17 protein-coding genes and 2 pseudogenes are annotated in these 17,660 nt (G+C 72.1%); 9 read left to right on the top strand and 10 right to left on the bottom strand.

Annotated elements, in window-relative coordinates; translation table 11 throughout:
* Positions 1 to 112 precede the first annotated feature (112 nt).
* The 4 genes from F7Q99_RS43290 to F7Q99_RS26385 all read left to right on the top strand — a co-directional run bounded on the left by F7Q99_RS43290 (position 113) and on the right by F7Q99_RS26385 (position 4,315).
* Positions 113 to 2,107, top strand: coding sequence for an ABC transporter ATP-binding protein (locus tag F7Q99_RS43290; RefSeq protein ID WP_153465358.1), 1,995 nt, complete (start codon positions 113 to 115; stop codon positions 2,105 to 2,107).
* Positions 2,108 to 2,278: 171 nt separating this feature from the next.
* A complete protein-coding gene (locus F7Q99_RS26395) occupies positions 2,279 to 3,031 on the top strand; it encodes a DUF72 domain-containing protein (RefSeq protein ID WP_153465356.1) in 753 nt (250 codons plus the stop codon).
* 10 nt (positions 3,032 to 3,041) lie between these two features.
* Positions 3,042 to 3,326, top strand: a complete 285-nt coding sequence (locus F7Q99_RS26390) for an acylphosphatase (RefSeq protein WP_153465354.1) — start codon at positions 3,042 to 3,044, stop codon at positions 3,324 to 3,326.
* A gap of 233 nt (positions 3,327 to 3,559) precedes the next feature.
* The gene (locus F7Q99_RS26385; protein ID WP_153465352.1) at positions 3,560 to 4,315 is read left to right on the top strand and encodes a hypothetical protein; all 756 of its coding nucleotides are present in this window, start codon (positions 3,560 to 3,562) and stop codon (positions 4,313 to 4,315) included.
* Here F7Q99_RS26385 and F7Q99_RS26380 read toward each other — a convergent pair.
* Both F7Q99_RS26380 and F7Q99_RS26375 read right to left on the bottom strand, forming a co-directional pair.
* Positions 4,296 to 4,709: a DUF3052 domain-containing protein gene (locus F7Q99_RS26380; protein ID WP_153465350.1), complete on the bottom strand. Its 414-nt coding sequence runs from the start codon at positions 4,707 to 4,709 to the stop codon at positions 4,296 to 4,298. The two genes, F7Q99_RS26385 and F7Q99_RS26380, sit on opposite strands and share 20 nt — an antisense overlap.
* Positions 4,710 to 5,140: 431 nt before the next feature.
* Entirely contained in the window at positions 5,141 to 5,728 is a 588-nt protein-coding gene (locus tag F7Q99_RS26375) for a GNAT family N-acetyltransferase (RefSeq protein ID WP_153465349.1), read from the bottom strand.
* Positions 5,729 to 5,911: 183 nt separating this feature from the next.
* Here F7Q99_RS26375 and F7Q99_RS26370 point away from each other — a divergent pair, with 183 nt between their 5' ends.
* Positions 5,912 to 6,454, top strand: coding sequence for a thioredoxin family protein (locus F7Q99_RS26370; RefSeq protein ID WP_153465347.1), 543 nt, complete (start codon positions 5,912 to 5,914; stop codon positions 6,452 to 6,454).
* A gap of 102 nt (positions 6,455 to 6,556) precedes the next feature.
* Here the strand turns inward: F7Q99_RS26370 and F7Q99_RS26365 are convergent, their stop codons facing one another.
* From F7Q99_RS26365 to F7Q99_RS26335, 7 genes are read right to left on the bottom strand one after another with little or no spacing between them, the layout of a single operon-like run.
* Positions 6,557 to 7,492: an urease accessory protein UreD gene (locus F7Q99_RS26365; RefSeq protein ID WP_326847129.1), complete on the bottom strand. Its 936-nt coding sequence runs from the start codon at positions 7,490 to 7,492 to the stop codon at positions 6,557 to 6,559.
* Positions 7,489 to 8,109 carry an urease accessory protein UreG gene (gene ureG / locus F7Q99_RS26360; protein WP_153465345.1) on the bottom strand — a complete coding sequence of 207 codons (621 nt, stop codon included), beginning with the start codon at positions 8,107 to 8,109 and terminating at the stop codon, positions 7,489 to 7,491. Before ureG ends, F7Q99_RS26365 begins: the two co-directional genes overlap by 4 nt.
* Before the next feature lie 54 nt (positions 8,110 to 8,163).
* Positions 8,164 to 8,856 carry an urease accessory protein UreF gene (locus tag F7Q99_RS26355; protein WP_153465343.1) on the bottom strand — a complete coding sequence of 231 codons (693 nt, stop codon included), beginning with the start codon at positions 8,854 to 8,856 and terminating at the stop codon, positions 8,164 to 8,166.
* Positions 8,853 to 10,577, bottom strand: coding sequence for an urease subunit alpha (gene ureC, locus F7Q99_RS26350; RefSeq protein WP_153465341.1), 1,725 nt, complete (start codon positions 10,575 to 10,577; stop codon positions 8,853 to 8,855). Before ureC ends, F7Q99_RS26355 begins: the two co-directional genes overlap by 4 nt.
* A complete protein-coding gene (locus tag F7Q99_RS26345) occupies positions 10,577 to 11,011 on the bottom strand; it encodes an urease subunit beta (protein ID WP_153465339.1) in 435 nt (144 codons plus the stop codon). The genes ureC and F7Q99_RS26345 overlap by 1 nt, the downstream gene beginning before the upstream one ends.
* Positions 11,012 to 11,056: 45 nt before the next feature.
* Positions 11,057 to 11,767 carry a sirohydrochlorin chelatase gene (locus tag F7Q99_RS26340; RefSeq protein ID WP_153465337.1) on the bottom strand — a complete coding sequence of 237 codons (711 nt, stop codon included), beginning with the start codon at positions 11,765 to 11,767 and terminating at the stop codon, positions 11,057 to 11,059.
* A 3-nt stretch (positions 11,768 to 11,770) separates the two neighbouring features.
* The gene (locus tag F7Q99_RS26335; RefSeq protein WP_153465335.1) at positions 11,771 to 12,076 is read right to left on the bottom strand and encodes an urease subunit gamma; all 306 of its coding nucleotides are present in this window, start codon (positions 12,074 to 12,076) and stop codon (positions 11,771 to 11,773) included.
* Between the two features lie 1,133 nt (positions 12,077 to 13,209).
* On the opposite strand from F7Q99_RS26335, the gene F7Q99_RS26330 reads away from it, so the two are divergent.
* The 4 genes and pseudogenes from F7Q99_RS26330 (at position 13,210) to F7Q99_RS26315 (ending at position 17,113) form a co-directional block, all read left to right on the top strand.
* On the top strand, positions 13,210 to 14,169 hold the full coding sequence (locus F7Q99_RS26330) for an ABC transporter ATP-binding protein (RefSeq protein ID WP_153465333.1): 960 nt from the start codon (positions 13,210 to 13,212) through the stop codon (positions 14,167 to 14,169).
* Entirely contained in the window at positions 14,166 to 15,014 is an 849-nt protein-coding gene (locus F7Q99_RS26325) for an ABC transporter permease (RefSeq protein WP_153465331.1), read from the top strand. The genes F7Q99_RS26330 and F7Q99_RS26325 overlap by 4 nt, the downstream gene beginning before the upstream one ends.
* 103 nt (positions 15,015 to 15,117) lie before the next feature.
* Positions 15,118 to 16,439, top strand: a pseudogene (locus F7Q99_RS26320) (sensor histidine kinase).
* Positions 16,436 to 17,113 (top strand): response regulator transcription factor, encoded by a 678-nt coding sequence (locus tag F7Q99_RS26315; RefSeq protein ID WP_326847128.1) that lies wholly within the window; start codon positions 16,436 to 16,438, stop codon positions 17,111 to 17,113. Before F7Q99_RS26320 ends, F7Q99_RS26315 begins: the two are co-directional and overlap by 4 nt.
* 113 nt (positions 17,114 to 17,226) lie before the next feature.
* Here F7Q99_RS26315 and F7Q99_RS26310 read toward each other — a convergent pair.
* A pseudogene (locus tag F7Q99_RS26310) lies at positions 17,227 to 17,629 on the bottom strand (ergot alkaloid biosynthesis protein); the annotation flags it as partial.
* Between the last annotated feature and the right edge of the window lie 31 nt (positions 17,630 to 17,660).

Genomic DNA, 17,660 nt, shown 5'->3' with positions numbered 1-17,660 from the left:
GGTGCCGGCCGGCTCGTCCCCGCCCGGTCCGCGCCGGTCGCCCCACGGCTACGCCGGACCCTGACGGCACTGGCGCCCGACCATCGCGTTCCCCCTCTACGAAAGGGCGTATGTGACCAGCGCACCCAAGACCTCGACGGGCCCGGTGCCGGACAGCGAGCAACTCCTGTTCGGCGGGCCGATGCGCTACGACTACGGCTGGGCCAAGCACGAGATGGCCAGTGGCAAGGTGACATTCTCGGCGGTCGCGCGGCAGATGCTGCACTTCCTGCGCCTGGCCGGACGGATGGCCTGGCAGGCCGACCGCGCGGCGCTGCTGACCCTGGTCGGCGCCGAGATCCTTCGCGGCCTGGCCGCCGCCTTCGCACTGATCGCCACCAACCACGCTCTGGCCGCGCTGCTCGCCCCCGGCCATGTCGCCGACGTGCTGCGGGCCGCTCTGCCCGCGATCGTGGCGGTCGGGGTGATCGCGGGCCTGTCCTCGGTGCTGTCCGCAGCCTCCGGCTGGGCCGGCGGGCGACTGGAACCGGCGGTCTTCCGCAGGGCCACCATCGAGTTCCTGACCATCGTCAGCCGCTCCGAACTGGAAGCGATCGAGGACCCGGCGTTTCTCGCCGAGGTGGACAGCGCCCGCTGGGGCGCGATGTCGCTGCAGAGCATCATCGGACAGGCCACCTCCGTCCTCACCGCCGCCTTCGGCCTCGTGTCCGCCGCCGGCGTCCTGTCCGTCCTCCACCCCGCCCTGCTGCCCATGCTGGTGCTGATCACCGCCCCGCGCGGCTGGGGAGCCGTACGCACCGCCCGCCGCCACTACGCCTCGACGCGGGCCTGGCTCCAGCACTCCCGAGCCAGCACGGCCCTCGCGGACATGTTGATCCGCCCATACTCCGCGGCCGAGCTGCGGGTGCACGCCTGCGGGCCGTTCATCCTCCACCACTACGAGCAGATGGCCCGCGCGGCCGAGCAGGAGCAGGCCCGCCTCGCCGGAGCCCGGGCCCGCACCGACCTGCTGTCCGCCGCCCTGGCCGGCGCCGCCACCGTCGGCGCGTTCGCCCTCCTGGGCTCGCTCGTCATGAACGGCGCGATCCCGCTCGCCGCCGCCGGCACCGCCGTGGTCGCCATCCGCACCGGCTCGGCCAGCATCGGCGGCCTCGTCTCCCAGATCAACCGGCTCTACGAGGAAAGCCTGTTCGTCCGCGACCTCGACCAGCTGCGCCGCGAGGGCCACCGCCGGGCCATCCCCACCGGAGGCACACCGCTGCCCGAGCGACCCGAGACGATCACCGTCGAAGACGTGTCCTTCACCTACGACGGCCGCGACACCCCCGCCCTGGACAACGTCACCCTCACGATCCCCCGGGGCAAGGTCATCGCCCTGGTGGGAGCCAACGGTTCGGGCAAGTCCACCCTGGCCAACATCCTGTGCGGGGTCTACCAGCCACACCACGGCCGCGTCCGGTGGGACGGCATCGACACCGCGACCGCCGACCGCGATCAACTCTTCAGCAGCGTCGCCCTGCTCGCCCAGAACTTCCAACGCTGGTCCTTCACCCTGCGCGCCAACCTGCTCCTCGGCCGCCCCGAAGTCCCCTGCGACCAGCAGCAGCTGGAGACCGCCGCCGACTACGCCGACCTCCACCCCGTGATCGAAGAGCTGCCCCGCAGCTGGGACACCCTCATCGCCAAAGGCTTCGAAGGCGGCGTCGGCCTCTCCGGCGGCCAGTGGCAGAAGGTCGCCCTCGCCCGCACCCACCTGCGCCTCACCACCCCCGACGCCCACGGCCGGCTCCCCGCCCTCGTGGTGGTCGACGAGCCGACGTCCGCGATGGACCCGGAAACCGAAGTCGAGGCGTTCGAGCAGATCCGCCAACTCACCACCCTCGGCGTCACCGTCATCCTCATCACCCACCGCCTCGGCGCCACCGCCAAGGCCGACCGCATCTTCGTCCTCGACCACGGCCGCCTCATGGAACAGGGCACCCACACCGAGCTGATGGCCCAGGAACCGGCCACCCGCTACCGCGAGTCCTACCTCCTCCAAGCCGCCCAGTACGACCTCGGCGACCGCCTGCCCCACCAAACCGCCCCGACCACCACCAACGTCTGACCCGTTCATCCCGTAGCCCCGATCCGAGCCGATCCGACCAGCAGGGAGACCGCAGGGAGTGCACCGACCCCGCCCGAGACGCCGCGGCCGTCAGCCCCCGCCGCCTCGTGGAACGACCTACTGAGATCTCCATCGAGGGCCTGGTCCGGCAGATGGGTGTTTGCTGGAGATATGTCGGTGATCGTCGGTACCTCGGGTTGGCAGTACGACGACTGGCGCGGGGTGCTCTATCTGGAAGGGACACCCAAGCGACGCTGGCTGGAGGAGTACGCCGAGCGGTTCGCCACGGTGGAGAGTAATGCCGCCTTCTACCGTTTGCCCTCGCCGGACACCTTCGCCGACTGGCACGCCCGTACCCCAGAGGGTTTCGTGTTCGCGGTGAAGGCCAGCCGCTACCTCACCCACATCAAGCGCCTGCACGAGCCGGCCGAGCCGGTCCAGCGGCTGCTCGCGGCGGCACAGGGGCTCGGGGAGCGGCTCGGCCCGGTACTGCTCCAGCTGCCGCCCACGCTGCGCGCGGATGCCGAACTGCTGGACGGCTGTCTGGCCGCCTTCCCCGCGGGCGTGCGGGTCGCCGTCGAGCCGCGGCACCCGTCCTGGTGGACGCCGGAGATCCGTGCGGTGCTGACCGGCCGGCACGCCGCACTGTGCTGGGCGGACCGGGAGTCACGCCCGGTCACCCCGCTGTGGCGGACCTGCGAATGGGGCTATCTGCGCTGCCACGCCGGGCGGGCCCGGCCCCGGCCCCGGTACGGGCGGCAGGCGCTGGCCGGGTGGGTGGGCCGAATCGCCGACAGCTGGACGGACTCGGCCGAGGTTTACGTGTACTTCAACAACGACCTGGGCGGTGCGGCGGTGGTCGACGCGAGCGCGTTCGCGGCCGCCGCCGCGCGGGCAGGCCGTACCGTGACCCGGACACCGTAGGGGGTGGGCGATGATCCGCAGCCGAGTGATCGTCTCCGGCGAGGTGCAGGGGGTCTTCTACCGCGACACCTGCCGTCACGAAGCAACCGCGCAGGGCGTGCGGGGCTGGGTGCGGAACCTGCCGGACGGCACCGTCGAGGCCGTGTTCGAGGGGAGCTCGGCCGCCGTCCAGCGGCTGGTCGAGTGGACCAGGCAGGGGCCGCCACTGGCCATCGTGGACCGGGTCCTCGTCTGGGAAGAACAGCCCGAGGGCCTGACGGGCTTCGAGATCCGGGCAACGCCCTGGCGCGGCTAAGGCCTGTCTCTTGGTCATCTGCGGGACCAGATGAGGATGGCCGCAGGTGGAGTGCGGCCTGGCTGGAATTGGTGCCCCGGCGGAGCGTAACGTGCAGGATCGTCCCCAACTGAGGCATGCCGGCACGGAATCCGGCCCCGGCGAGCGCTTCAACCGCGTTGCCGGCGCCAGCCGCGACCGGGAATGATGCTCCGCCGTGACGTACTTCATCCTCGGCCTGCTGGGCAAACATCATGGTGACCGCCGCACGCGGCGCGCGGTACACGCCCAAGCAGTTCGAGGAACTGTGGCGCGGGCTGGTCGAGTGCGCGCCGTTCCACTACGAGGGCCACCTTCAGGGTCTGCAGTACTGGTGCGCCAAGTGGTTCGGCTCGGACAAGAAGATGCTGGCCTTCGCCAAGCGGGCGATGAAGAAGGCCCCGGCCGGCAGCCCGCTGCCCGGCCTCCACCTGCACGCGCTGCACGAGCTGGAGCTGCGCGGCGCCCTCGGCACGACGCTGGCCGGCGAACTGGGCAAACAGCCGGTACGGAAGGTCGCGGCCGCTCTGGCGCAGGTCCGCCCGGACGACGAGCGGCTGCCGATGCTGCGGCACCTGCTCGCTCACTACGCGGGCACGGCCGGGTTGTACGGCATCGCGCTGGAGCAGTTCCGGGCGATCGGACCGTGGTGCGGCTGCACGCCGTGGACCGGCGCAGCCGACCCGGCGACCCGTACGTCCTCGACGGTGAACGAGCGGTCGGTGGAGCGGTGGCGCCGGGCAGGGGCGCGGGCACGGCGAAGCCGCGAAGCGCAGCAGCTCCTGGTGGCACCGCCCCTGAACCGGCCTCACCCCGCCCGGGAGCGGGCTGTTGACGTGCGGCGGGGAGTTCGGGCACCGCGGCTGACCTGCGGTCGGGAGTTCACCGACGGGTTGTTGAGTTCACTCCCGGGCGCTGGTGTGACCCCGTCGACTCCTGCGCCGAGTGAGGTCAGTGCCTGCCAGCGGTGAGGCGGGAGCCGTTCCAGTCCTTTGCGACGCTGATGGTCCTTGTCCGGGAGAGGCCCGCAGTCCGGGCGGCGTCCTGAATGTCGCTCGGCTCGACATGGCCATCCCGGCCGGTCTTGGGGGTGAGCAGCCAGATCATGCCGCCCTCCCCCAGCTCGTCGATGGCGTACTCGAGCATGCTGGTGAGGTCGCCGTCCTCGTCGCGGAACCAGATGAGGACGGCGTCGGCCAGGCCGTCGAAGTCCAGGTCGAGGAGGTCCCGGGCGGCGATCGAGTCGACACTGTCGTGAAGGTCCTGGTCGGCGTCGTCCTTGTAGCCGACCTCGCGGACGACCATGCCAAGCTCGAACCCGAGCTGGACAGCGCGGTTGGTGCGCTCTTCCTCCGGTGTCGCCATCGTGGTGTTCCCTCGGTCCGGAGGCGCCGATCGCCCCGTACGCGAATAGCCAACCAGACACGACGGACAGCGGCGGCGGTTCGTCCGGCGGCAGTGGGAGCGCAACCTCCGCATCATCCTCGACGGCCTGTCCACCACCCGACCCGGCTCGCTACCCGACGCTCCTCCGAAGTCCCGGGAATAGCGGTCGTTCGACCTGATCGCACACCCGCTCGTCCGCAGCACCGTCGTCGACGTCGATGACGACCATGGTGGCGGCCAGACGTCAGGGGCGGCCGCAGGTCGACCAGCGGGGCCGCCTTCCCCTCGACGCAGAGGCCTTCGAGCGCTCCGGAGACCAGGAGCTGCTGGCGCGCTCGTTCGCCGACCCGAGTTCTGAACGCGGTCGAGCGCCGACGACGACGCTCGGCCTGTCAGCGTGACCGAGCCGTTCAGAAGAGCCCGGCACCCCATCCGCTTCGCCACTCGTTGGCGAGCATTGCGTAGATGAGGGTGTCCCGCCACGTGCCGTCGGAGCGCCGGGCGTGGCGGCGCAGCGGGCCCTCGCGGACGGCGCCGAGACCCGACAGCGCGAGCTGGGAGCGTACGTCGAGATGGTCTATCTGCCACTGGACCCGGCCGAAGGCCAGGTGCTCGAAGGCGTGGCGGAGCAGCAGGAGATGGGTCTCGGCCGTCACCGCGGTGTCCCAGGTGGAGCGCGCGGCCCAGTGCCAGCCGATGTCCAGGCGCTCGTCGGGGAGCGAGATGTCCGTGTACGCGATCCACCCGGCGGCGCGGTTGGTGCCGGCCGGGATGATCGCGAACAGCACCGCCCCTCCCGCGGCCTGTTGGGCCAGCCGCTGTTCGACCAGCATGTGCATCTCGCCGAGGGTGTGCGGCGTGACCACGGGAAGCCACTGCCAGAGGTCGTCGTCGCGACTGCCGGCGAGGTGCAGGTCTGGTACGTGCGCCGTGGTCAGGGGTTCCAGCCGGGTGTACCGGCCGTGGAGAACGACGGGCGCGGGGGGCCGTGGTGCCATGCCGAGCAGGCTAACCCCAGCCCGGGATTCTTCACAGGGATTGGCCGGGCGCCGGCACAATTCGCCGGGGGCGCCGGTCAGCGCGGCATCGAGCGAGCGGCGGCACTGGTGACCGCCGGCCCCGCAGGGCGACCATGGAGGTGCACGCACCGACCGCACTGGTCAACGGATGGAGTGAGCCGCATGGCTGCCTTCTCCACCATGGTTCCGCTCGGGACGCCCGCGCCCGACTTCTCGCTGCGGACGATCGACGGACGGGCCGTGGCACGGGACGACTTCGCCGAAGCACCGGCCCTGCTGGTGGCCTTCCTGTGCAACCACTGCCCATTTGTCAGGCATGTCGAGCAGGTCTTCGGCCGGCTGGTCGGCGAGTTCCCGGACCTGGCGGTCGTCGGCATCTGCAGCAACAGCCCGGCCATCGCGCCCACCGACGACGCCGACGGGTTGCGCTCCCAGGTGGCGCGCACGGGCTGGACCTTCCCCTACCTCGTCGACGTCGACCAGTCCGTCGGCCGCGCGTACCGTGCCGCCTGCACACCGGACTTCTTCCTGTACGACGCCCGCCGGAAGCTGGCCTACCGGGGCGCGATGGACGAATCCACACCCGGCAACCGGAACCCGGTCACCGGAGGGCTGCTCCGGCACGCCATCGGCCTGGTGCTGGCGGGCAAGCCCGTCCCGGAACCCCACCGGGCGAGCATGGGCTGCTCCATCAAGTGGGTCTGACACGTGGGTCTGACCGCCCCGCCGACCGGCGGGGAGTCGTGGTCTCCGTAGCCGATCGGCGGCGGGATTCCCGCTCGTCGGCGTGCCGGGCGTCGCGCCTTTTCAGCACTTGCGCAACGCCGGGGCCGGTGCGCCGATCAACAGCCGGCGGACGGCGTCCCAGGCGCGGTGGAGCGCCTCGGCGACGGCGGGAGGATCACTGGCGAGCACGCGCAGCCAGGCACCGCAGTCCTCGGGCAGGACGCTCACCCCGTACGGCAGGCCGCCGTCGGCCAACGCCCGGTGCAGGGTGTCGGCGATCTCCGCTGCCGGAGCCAGTGGGCTGACGGCGTAGAACGTGGACATCAGGTCGTGTCCGGCCAGCACGGCCGGGCCGGTGACCCCGCTGCCGCCGGGTTCCAGGCGGACGGTGTCCAGGGCGAACAGCCGGTCGTCGGGCCGGCGCCATTCGAGGTCGGCGGCGAAGACCTGGTAGGCGTTGCGCTCGCCGCGCGCCAGCCGGCCGGCCAGGACGGTCTCCCCGGTGAGCACGGTGGCCGAGGTGGCGGCGGTGATCACGGTGCGCTGGTAGAAGCGCGAATCGCGGTACGGGATGGTCGGTTCGGGCAGGTACTCGACGAAGCTGCCGTCCGCCGCGGTGAGGTGGACCTGCTGGGTGGCGTAGTCGGCGTCCATCCGGTGGACCTTGGTGGCGGCTTGGGTGGTGAGGTGCACGGCACTGTCCGCTCCGCACCGCACGTCCAGCCGGAGCCGGTCGGCCTGCACGATGCCACCACCGGTGGACATCAGGAAGGTGACGGCGAGGTCCGGGCGCGCCGGGTCGAAGTACAGCGGGCGCATGATCTGCAGCGGCGACTTCTGGTACCTGCTGACCAGTTCGGTCCGTCCGCCCACCCGATCGAAGCCCAGTTCCAGCAGGCCGATCTTGCCCGGCCGGCCGACCGGGAGCGCCTCCGGACGCCCGGCGTGGCGGCGTACCTCGTGGGGCACGTGTACGGGCTCGTAGTGGGCCGGGGCCAGCCTGTCGACCGTGGTCACGTCGTGGCTCCGCGGTAGGACTCCAGCAGGTCGGCCACCCGCTCCAGGCCCTCGCCGGTCAGGCTGTTGGTCAGCAGCACGGGACGGCCCTCGCGCACGTGGTCGGCGTCGGTGGTCATCACCGTGAGGTCGGTGCGGACGTACGGGGCGATGTCGATCTTGTTGATCACCAGCACGTCGGAGTCGGTGATGCCGGGGCCGCGCTTGCGGGGCATCTTCTCGCCGTCGGCGGTGTCGAGCACGAAGAAGAACATGTCGACCAGCACCGGGCTGAAGGTCAGCGTGAGATTGTCGCCGCCGGACTCGTACAGCAGCGTGTCGATGTCGGGGAAGCGTTCCAGCAGTTCGGCCCCGGCGGCCAGGTTCATGGTCGGGTCGTCCCGGACCGCGGTGTGTGGACACGCACCGGTCTCCACGCCCACCACGCGCTCGGGATCGAGCACCCCGGCCAGGCTGCGCCGCACGTGCCGGGCGTCCTCCTGGGTGTAGATGTCGTTGGTGATCACCGCCGGCCGGCGGCCCCGGGCGATCAGCACCGGCACCAGGGCCTCGATCAATGCCGTCTTCCCCGAGCCCACCGGCCCCGCGATGCCGACGCGCAGCACGTCGTCCGTCATGTTCGTCCAATCTCTGGTGTGTCGTTTCGCTGGAGTGTCGTCGCAGCGCGAGCGTCAGCTCGCGAACAACCGGGCCTGTGACCTCTCGTGGCGGCCCGCCATCACGTCCGCCAGCGGGACGCAGCCGCCGAGGTCCGCGAGTTCCCGCGTCAACGCGGCGGCGGTCACTTCGGCGATCACCGGGGCGATCTCGCGCAGGATGCACTGGGCTCGGCGGTGGTCGGTCAGCCGCAGTCGCAGGCCCGCGCCGACGAAGCTGACGGCGAAGGCGAACAGGTCGCCCGCGACCGCGTGGTCGGCGGGTACCCGGCCCGCCGCGTACGCGACGCCGGCCGCCACCGGATGGCAGCCCGGGGCCTGCCGCCCGGCGACCAGCTCCGCGTAGGCGTCCAGCGCCTCGCCGCCGAGCGCGAGCCGCGCGGTGTCCAGCAGCTGACGGCCGGTGCGGGTGGCGGCCAGCCGCTGCTCACGGTTGAGCTTGCTCGCGAACAGCCGCCGGTCCACCTCCGCCACGGTCGCCCAGTCCGCGTGCCCGGCCGCCCGGTGGGCCAGGGCCAGCGCGGTGGCGTCCGCGGGGCCGACCGAGTGGCGCAGCAGGTCGACCAGCACGACCGGCATGCTGTCCTGGTCCACCGCCTTGGCCTGTGCGAAGCCCTCCAGCCCGTGCGACAGGGTGTACAGGCCGCTGGGGAAGGCCGAGTCGGTCAGTTGCAGGCAGACGAGCAGCCTGTCGAGGTCCGTGGTCATGCGAGGTAGAAGAGCTGGTTGAGGGGCAGGGACCGCGCCGGCTCGATGGTCGCCGGCTCGCCGTCGAGGGTGACCCGGTAGGTCTCCGGGTCCACCCGGATGTCCGGCAGGGCGTCGTTGCGCACCATGTGCCGCTTGCCGACCGCACGGCATCGCCGCACCGCCAACACCCTGCTCTCCAAACCGAGTTCGGCCGGAACACCGCGCTCCACCGCTGCCTGTGACATGAAGGACACTCGGGTGGCCTGCCGGGCCCGGCCGAACGCACCGAACATCGGCCGGTAGTACATCGGCTGAGTGGTGGGCAGCGAAGCGTTGGGGTCGCCCATCAGCGCCCAGGCGACCATTCCGCCCTTGACCACCAACTTCGGCTTGGCGCCGAAGGAGTTGATCGGCCAGAGCACGATGTCCGCCAGCTTGCCGGGCTCCAGCGAGCCGACGTGGTCGGAGATCCCGGCGGCGATGGCGGGGTTGATGGTGAGCTTGGCCAGATAGCGCAGGACGCGGGCGTTGTCGTTGCGCTCGCTGTCGCCGGCGAGCTTGCCGCGCTGCTCCTTGCAGTGGTGGGCGGTCTGGAAGGCGCGGGTGAAGGACTCCCCGATCCGGCCCATCGCCTGGGAGTCCGAGGAGAAGATCGAGATGACGCCCTCGTCGTGCAGTACGGTCTCGGCCGCCACGGTCTCGGCGCGCACCCGGGATTCGGCGAAGGAGACGTCCTCCGGGATGTGATGGCTGAGGTGGTGGCAGACCATCACCATGTCGAGCAGCTCGTCGATCGAGTTCACCGTGTACGGCAGCGTCGGGTTGGTCGATGACGGAAGCACGTTGGGCTCGCCGGCGATCCGCATGATGTCCGGGGCGTGCCCGCCGCCGGCGCCCTCGGTGTGGAAGGTGTGGATGGTCCGGCCATCGATGGCCGAGAGGGTGTCCTCGAAGAAACCGGACTCGTTGAGCGTGTCGGTGTGAATGGCCACCTGCACGTCGTACTCGTCGGCCACCCGCAGCGCCGTGTCGATCGCGGCCGGCGTGGTGCCCCAGTCCTCGTGCACCTTCAGCCCACAGGCGCCCGCCTCGACCTGCTCGCGCAGCGCCTGCGGCAGCGAGGCGTTCCCCTTGCCGAGCAGACCGGTGTTGACTGGCAGGTCGTCCACCGCCTGGTACATCCGCTGGATGTTCCAGGGGCCCGGGGTGCAGGTGGTGCCGTTGGTGCCGTCCGTCGGGCCGGTGCCGCCGCCGATCAGGGTGGTGATGCCGTTGCTCAGGCCCTCCTGGACCTGCTGCGGGGAGATGAAGTGGATGTGGGTGTCGATGCCGCCGGCGGTCGCCACCAGGTGCTCGCCGGAGATCACCTCGGTGCCCGGGCCGATCACCAGCTTCGGGTGCACACCGCTTTGCAGGCGAGGGTTGCCGGCCTTGCCGACCGCGGTGATGAAACCGTCCTTGACGCCGATGTCGCCCTTGACGACACCGATCACGGCGTCCAGCACCACCACGTTGGTGATCACGAGGTCCAGCGCTCCCTGGGCGGAGGTGGCCGCCGGGTCCTGGGCCATGCCGTCCCGGATGGCCTTGCCGCCGCCGTAGACCGCCTCGTCGCCGTAGTGGCCCTGGTTGTGGTCCTTCTCGACCTCGACGACGAGGTTCGTGTCGGCCAGGTGGAAACGGTCGCCCACGGTGGGGCCGAACAGGTCGGTGTAGCGCTGGCGGGAGATGATCGCCATCAGAACCCGCCCTTCGCGTCTTCGCGTCGGGCCGCGTCCACGGTCGTGTCACGGTCCTCGCTCCGGGCGCCGAGGAAGCCGCGTGCCTCGGCACGGCGCAGCGCCGAGGCACGGGTGTCCGCCGAGCCGAGGCCGCCGTCGACCAGCGCGCTGAAGCCGACCAGCCGGCGGTGGCCGGCGTACGCCACGAGCTCAACCTCGCGGGTGTCCCCTGGTTCGAACCGCACGGCGGTGCCCGCCGGCAGGTCCAGGTGCATGCCGTAGGCCTGGCCGCGGTCGAACGACAGCGCGCGGTTGACCTCGAAGAAGTGGTAGTGCGAGCCGACCTGGACGGCGCGGTCGCCGGTGTTGCGTACCGTCAGCGCGGTTCTCGCCCGGCCGGCGTTGATCTCGATCGGATCGTCGCCGTACAGGTACGCGGCTCTGCCTGCCATGGTGTCTCTCTTCCGGTTGTGTGTCGGCGGTGACGCCGGGTGGGGTCAGTGCGGGTGGGGGTGCGGGTGGGTATGGCCGTTGAGGGCGGCGGCGATGCCGTTCTCACCGTGGCCGAGCAGGCGCAGGGCCGCGGCGGTGCGCGCGTGGAGCACCTCCGTCACGGCACGGGTGCTCAGCACTGGGCCGGCGAACCCCGCCGGGAGCCTGGCGACGCGGTGGGCACCGAGACGGCGACAGCGCTCCAGGCCTTCGGCGACATCCGGATCGCCGCCGTCGAAGGCGACCTCGACCGTGCGGTGGGTGCCGTACTGGCGGACCAGCCGGGCGGTCCGGTAGAGGTCCGCGTCCTCGTCGGGGGTGGCGGCGGGTGCCGTGACCAACAGGGCGTCCGCGTCCTGACAGGTCCGGGCGGCGGCTCGGAGCCAGCCGACCAGGTGCCCGGCGGTGCCGAACGGCTCGGTGAGTACGAGCCGTTCGGACCCCACGGACCGGGTCAGCCAGTGCAACGCGCGCGCCGTGTCCGCCACGAGCGTGCGGTCCCGGCCCAGGGTCATCGGGACCACGCACACCGGATCCGGGCCGAAGGCGAGGGCGTCGGCGACAGCCCGGGTGAGCTCGCGTCCGACCGCAACCGCGCCCGTCACGCACCCGCGCTCGGTGAGATCCGTCAAGTCCCGGGCCCAACGACTCTCGTGGCCGCCGACCAGCACCACGGTGGCGGCGGGACGGCGGAGGGACGGGGAAGTGGGCCGCACGCCTCAGGCACCGATCGGGTCGTGACAGGAGACCAGCTTGGTCCCGTCCGTGAACACCGCCTCGACCTGCAGCAACGGGAGCATCTCGCGTACCCCGGGCATGACCTCGTCTGCGCTGACGACGTTCCTGCCGAGCTCCGTGCAGTCGGCCAGGGAGAGGCCGTCCCGGGCCCCTTCCATGAGCGCTTCACTGATCAGGGCGACGGCCTCGCTGTAGTTGAGCTTCACGCCGCGTTCGCGCCGGCGGCGAGCCAGATCGGCCACCACGTAGACGTACAGCTTGTCGATCTCTCGCGGGGCGAGGTTCATGGGATTCTCCTGGGTGGCTCGCGAGACACGCGGACGCCTGCCGCGCCGGCCGGGAGGACGGCGCCGCGGGACGGACCGACGGAGTCGCCGGCGTCGGCGCTCTCTCAGGGCCTGGTCGAGGCTGTGGACCGCCGGGGTCCTGCTCATGGGAGCACCGGTTTGTTTCCGGGAGTTTTTCGAATCGTCACGATCGACGGACCAGGGGCCAGGTCTGGTGGAACTCACAGGTGGGCAGGGCTGCTCGACCCGTCCGAATGGCGGATCGCACAGTGGCGTGGATCTCCCGACGGTCCCCTACACTCCGGGCATCAGGATGTCGGCACCCACGACCGGGCGGGCTCAACGGCCCCGGACGGGCTGCCGCCCCCACTTCTTCCCCCCTGGCGCTGTAGCCGCAACGAGGGTGTGTCACGCCCGCACGCAACTCGGCACGGCACCGTCCGTGTGTGCGAACCGGAGGTATCGATGTCCTCGCAGAGTGAGTCCGAAAGCGCCGAGCCGGGCCCCGTGCCGCTCGTCCCGGTCGACCGGACGACGGCGCCTGGACCCCGGTCGGCGGTCCACTCTCTCCGGTGTGCCTTTCTCCGCGTCGCACGCTGGGCCACGTTCGTCACGGGCGGTGCCTTCCAGTCCGATCCGCCCTCGACCCACGATCGACGATCGCACGGCGGCCCCGGGGTGAGCCCCGTCGTCTCGCCGGAGGCGGCGCCTCCGGTGGCGGGCTGCTCGCCGTCCTGCGTGCGAGGGGTCCTCTCGTCGTCGCACACGTACTTCTGGGAGGCGCCGTACCCCGGTGTGTCCACAGCACGTGGCACGTGCGGTTGCGATCGCTGATCGCCGGTCGAGGGAGGCCGCCCATGAGCTCGTGGAGGAGACGGTCCTCGAGCACTCGCTCGATCGCCCTGCGCATCCGCACCCGGAACGCACTGACGGCCGAGCCGGCCACGGTGCACCCCTGAGCTCCGACCGGGCGGCGCCGAGATCGACGAGACGCTCACCAGACGACCGTGGTACCGCGGTACTACGGGCTCCTCGATGATCGGCCCGCGGTACCACGGACCGCGCCGCTCCCACGCCTAGCGTGGATGACGAGGGCGGCCGGACGGTCCGGCCCCGGAGCACAGGGGTGAGCGATGATCGAGGCACACCAGCTGACGAAGCGGTACGGCGAGAAGACCGCCGTGGACGGGCTGGACTTCACGGTCAGGCCCGGTACGGTGACGGGCTTCCTCGGGCCCAACGGGGCAGGTAAGTCCACCACCATGCGGATGATCGTCGGGCTCGACGCCCCCACCAGCGGCTCGGTGCGCGTCAACGGCCGCCGCTACGCCGAGCACGCCGCGCCGCTGCAGGAGGTCGGCGCGCTGCTGGAGGCCAGGTCGATCCACCCCGGCCGCTCGGCCTTCAACCACCTGATGGCCCAGGCCCACACCCACGGCATCCCGCGCCGCCGGGTCGAGGAGGTCATCGAGCTGACCGGACTGCAGTCGGTGGCCCGCAAGCGCGCCGGGGCGTTCTCCCTCGGCATGGGCCAGCGCCTCGGCATCGCCTCGGCCCTGCTCGGCGACCCGGCCACCGTGATGCTGGACGAACCCGTCAACGGCCTCGACCCCGAGGGCGTCCTGTGGATCCGCAACCTCCTCACCTCGCTCGCCGCCGAGGGCCGCACCGTCTTCGTCTCCTCCCACCTGATGAGCGAGGTCGCCCTCGTCGCCGACCACCTGATCATCGTCGGCCGCGGCCGGCTGCTCGCCGACACCACCGTGCAGGACCTGGTCCGCGAGGCCGGAGGCGACGCGGTGAAGGTCGCGAGCGCCGACCCGGTCCGCCTGCGCTCGGCTCTCGCCGGGCCGGGCGTGGAGATCACCGGCCGAGCGGGGTCGGAGGAACTCCTCGTGACCGGCCGCACGGCCCGCGAGATCGGCCTCACCGCCGCCGAGCACGGCATCGCCGTCTTCGAGCTCACCCCCCGGACGGTCTCGCTGGAGGAGGCCTTCATGGAGCTGACCAGGGACGCCGTCGAGTACCACGGCACCACCACCGCCAACGCTGCCGCCGACGCCGGCACCGAGAACCCGAGGAGCGCGGCATGAGCACCATCGCAGCGAGCCCGACGCCCACGCCCGCCGACCTCCGGTCCGCCCGCCCCGCCTACAAGGTGACGGCGGCCCGCGTGCTGCGCTCCGAGTGGGCCAAGCTGTGGTCCCTGCGCTCCACCTGGATCACCCTCGGCCTGGCCCTCCTCTTCCTGGTGGCCTTCGGCCTGATCGCCGCGTTCCAGTTCAAGTCGCGGATCACCTCGGGCCGCCCGATGGACCGGGACTTCGCCCAGGCGAGCGCCCTGAGCCTGTCGCTCTTCGGCACCAACTTCGCCCAGCTGGCACTCGGCGTCCTCGGCGTCCTGGTCGCCGCCGGCGAGTACTCGACCGGCATGATCCGCTCCACCCTCGCCGCCGTGCCGCGCCGCCTGCCCGTGCTGTGGTCCAAGGCCGCGGTGTTCGGCCTGATCGCCCTGCTGATCGGCACCGCCGGGGTGTTCGCCACCTTCGTCGCCGACAGCCGCATCCTCTCCAGCACCCGCGCGGCGATGACCCTCTCGGACGCCGGCGTCGTGCGCGGCCTGCTGGGCGCCGGGCTCTACCTCGCCCTCGTCGGCGTGATCGGCGTCGCCCTCGGCGCGCTGCTGCGCTCGGTCGCGGGCGGCATCGCCGTCCTGGTGGCCTCCCTGATGCTGATCCCCGGACTGACCTCGCTCCTGCCGACGTCCTGGCAGAGCCACATCAGCCCTTACCTGCCCAGCCACGCGGGTGAGGCGATGTTCGCTCTCCACCACGACACGACCACCCTCTCGCCGACCGCCGGAATGATCGTCTTCCTCGGGTGGACCGTCCTCGCCCTGACCGGGGCCGCCGTGCGCCTCGTGCGCACCGACGCCTGAGGAACCGCAGGTGCGGCGGCGCGCACCCCCGCCGCCGCGCCCCCTCTCCCCCGACCGGCCCGGTGCCTCCGCACGACCAGGCGACGATGGACAGGTGACAACCTTGAACGACCACCACGCCGCCGCCCCGGGCACCGACCCGCTGTCGGCCCACCCGGTCTTCGCCCGCCTGGCCTGGATCGGCCAGCGCGTCCGGCAGGCGGACCGCAACCACCCCTGGGTCCTGGACACCGCCGTGGTCGCCGTGGTCTTCGTGCTGTTCTGCGTGCCCGACCTCCTCCGGGGCAGCGCCACCGGCCCGTTCCACGGCGACGCAGACGGGCCCCACGCGCACCGGATCGTCTTCACCCACCTGCCCCTGCCGGCGATGCTGGCCTTCCAGGCCGGCCTGGTGCTGCCCCTGCTGTGGCGCCGCCGCCGGCCCGCCGCGGCGTTCGCGGCGATCATGGTCGTGTTCGTGGTCCAGTGGTCGCTCGGCGCGGCGCTGCGCGCGGACGCGGCCCTGCTGGTCGCCCTCTACAGCCTCGCCCTGCACGGCAGCCTGCGGAAGCTGGCCTGGGCCTGCGGCGCCATGGCCGGCGCCGTGGCCCTGGTCGCCGTGCGGCTGTCCGCGGGGGTGGCGTTCGGGGACGCCCTGTTCTTCCTGTTCAGCGCCGCGACCGCCGCGGTCGCCCTCGGCATCGCCGTGCGGATCCGGCGCGCCCAGCTCGCCGGGCTGCGCGAACGCGCGGCACGGCTGGAGATCAGCGCGACCAGCGCAGCCGACTCGCCGCGGCCCACGAGCGCGCCAGGGTGGCCCGCGAGATGCACGACATCATCGGCCACAACCTGTCGGTGATCGTCACGCTGGCCGACGGCGGCGCCTACGCGGCCCAGGCGTCCCCCGACCGGGGCCGCGAGGCGCTGCTGCTGATCGGGGAGACGAGTCGGCAGGCGCTCGGCGAGCTGCGGCGCATGCTCGGGGTCCTGCGCGACCAGGGCGACCAGGCCGCCGAGTTCGCCCCGCAACCGGGCATCGGCGATGTCGACGCCCTGTGCGCGCGCATCCGCGCCGCCGGGCCCCACATTGTCTACACCGCGGCCGGCGACCTCGACCAACCGGACCGCGGCGTCCAGCTCATGGCCTACCGCATCGTCCAGGAGGCGCTCACCAACACGCTCAAGCACGCCGGCCCCGACACACGGGTCCACGTGACCCTGACCGCCGACAACGCCAAGCTGCGGGTACGAGTCCAGGACACCGGCCCCAGCGGTCGTGCCCGGGTGTCCGCGCACGGCGCCGCCGAGGGCCACGGCCTCTCAGGAATGCGCGAACGCGCGGCCCTGTACGGCGGCACGGTCACGGCCGGTCCCGGCCCTGATGCAGGATGGACCGTGGAGGCCGAGCTCGACCTCACCCCCGACCCGACAGGCAGCCCGACGTGACCACCGTCCTCATCGTGGACGACCAGCCACTCCAGCGCTACGGCTTCCGCATGCTGCTGGAGAGCCAGCCCGACACCGAGGTCGTCGGCGAAGCCGCCCACGGCGCCGAGGCCGTCCGCCTCACCGCAGACCTGCGGCCCGACGTCGTCCTCATGGACATCCGCATGCCCGGCATGGACGGCATCGAGGCCACCCGTCAGATCGTCGCCACCGGCGGCCGGTCTCGCATCCTCGTCCTCACCACCTTTGACCTCGACGAGTACGCCCACGCCGCGCTGCGCGCCGGCGCCAGCGGCTTCCTCCTCAAGGACGCCCGTCCCGAGGAGCTCCTCGCCGGGATCCGCGCGGTGGCCGAGGGCGACGCCGTCGTCGCCCCCGCCATCACCCGGCGCCTCCTCGACGCCTACGCCCACCGCCTGCCGGTCCGACCACCCGGCACGACGCCCGCTGCCGACGCACGCCTGGACTCCCTCACCGACCGCGAACGGGAGATCCTCGTCGCCGTCGCCCACGGTTGGACCAACGCCGAGATCGCCCGACGGCTGGTTCTCGCCGAGTCCACGGTCAAGACCCACATGGGCCGGGTGCTCGCCAAGATCGGCGCCCGGGACCGCGTGCAGGCCGTGATCTTCGCCTACGACCGCGGCCTGACCCACCCGAACCCGCCGGCCTGACCGGCGATGTGCGGACGCCACCGCGTTGGCGCGTGGCCGACGGGCCCGCGCCCCGCCCCTACCCGCTGGGACTGGTGACCGGCACCGCTCAACGCACACACCCGGGGTGCGTGTCATCGGCCCCGATTCAGCTCGCGCTCGGCGACCTGCCGGAAGCCGGACGGCGGGCGGCCGGTGAGGCGGCGGACGGTGTCGGTGGTGCGGTCCTCGGCTCCCTCCGCGATGGCGCCATCCATACCGGCCAGCATCGTCGCGAACTCCCTTGGCATCAGGGCTGCCAGACGGTCGCACAGCTCGTCGTACGTGAGGTGGCGGTGGACCACCGGACGGCCGATGACCTCGGTGAGGATCGCGGCGACGTCGTCGTGGCTGAGCGCCTGCGGCCCGGTCAGGACCAGGTCGCCGTTGGGCGCGCGGCCGTCCGGTGAGGGCGTGCACGGCCACGGCGGCGATGTCGTCCGCGTCCACGAAGCCGACCCGCCCGGCTCCGGCCGCAGTCAGGATCGTGCCGCTCTCGGGATCGGGGGCGCCGCCTGCCGCTCCCGGC

Origin of the sequence: Streptomyces kaniharaensis (genome assembly GCF_009569385.1) — a bacterium.
GTDB classification, from domain to species: Bacteria; Actinomycetota; Actinomycetes; order Streptomycetales; family Streptomycetaceae; genus Kitasatospora; species Kitasatospora kaniharaensis.
This window is presented reverse-complemented; position numbering and strand designations above follow the sequence as displayed.

Bases quoted from the DNA above. Each gene is read 5' to 3' on its own strand.
- F7Q99_RS26395 (WP_153465356.1), top strand. From the start codon at position 2,279: ATGTCGGTGATCGTCGGTACCTCGGGTTGGCAGTACGACGACTGGCGC.
- F7Q99_RS26390 (WP_153465354.1), top strand. From the start codon at position 3,042: ATGATCCGCAGCCGAGTGATCGTCTCCGGCGAGGTGCAGGGGGTCTTC.
- F7Q99_RS26385 (WP_153465352.1), top strand. From the start codon at position 3,560: ATGGTGACCGCCGCACGCGGCGCGCGGTACACGCCCAAGCAGTTCGAG.
- F7Q99_RS26380 (WP_153465350.1), bottom strand. From the start codon at position 4,709: ATGGCGACACCGGAGGAAGAGCGCACCAACCGCGCTGTCCAGCTCGGG.
- F7Q99_RS26375 (WP_153465349.1), bottom strand. From the start codon at position 5,728: ATGGCACCACGGCCCCCCGCGCCCGTCGTTCTCCACGGCCGGTACACC.
- F7Q99_RS26370 (WP_153465347.1), top strand. From the start codon at position 5,912: ATGGCTGCCTTCTCCACCATGGTTCCGCTCGGGACGCCCGCGCCCGAC.
- ureG (WP_153465345.1), bottom strand. From the start codon at position 8,109: ATGACGGACGACGTGCTGCGCGTCGGCATCGCGGGGCCGGTGGGCTCG.
- F7Q99_RS26355 (WP_153465343.1), bottom strand. From the start codon at position 8,856: ATGACCACGGACCTCGACAGGCTGCTCGTCTGCCTGCAACTGACCGAC.
- ureC (WP_153465341.1), bottom strand. From the start codon at position 10,577: ATGGCGATCATCTCCCGCCAGCGCTACACCGACCTGTTCGGCCCCACC.
- F7Q99_RS26345 (WP_153465339.1), bottom strand. From the start codon at position 11,011: ATGGCAGGCAGAGCCGCGTACCTGTACGGCGACGATCCGATCGAGATC.
- F7Q99_RS26335 (WP_153465335.1), bottom strand. From the start codon at position 12,076: ATGAACCTCGCCCCGCGAGAGATCGACAAGCTGTACGTCTACGTGGTG.
- F7Q99_RS26330 (WP_153465333.1), top strand. From the start codon at position 13,210: ATGATCGAGGCACACCAGCTGACGAAGCGGTACGGCGAGAAGACCGCC.
- F7Q99_RS26325 (WP_153465331.1), top strand. From the start codon at position 14,166: ATGAGCACCATCGCAGCGAGCCCGACGCCCACGCCCGCCGACCTCCGG.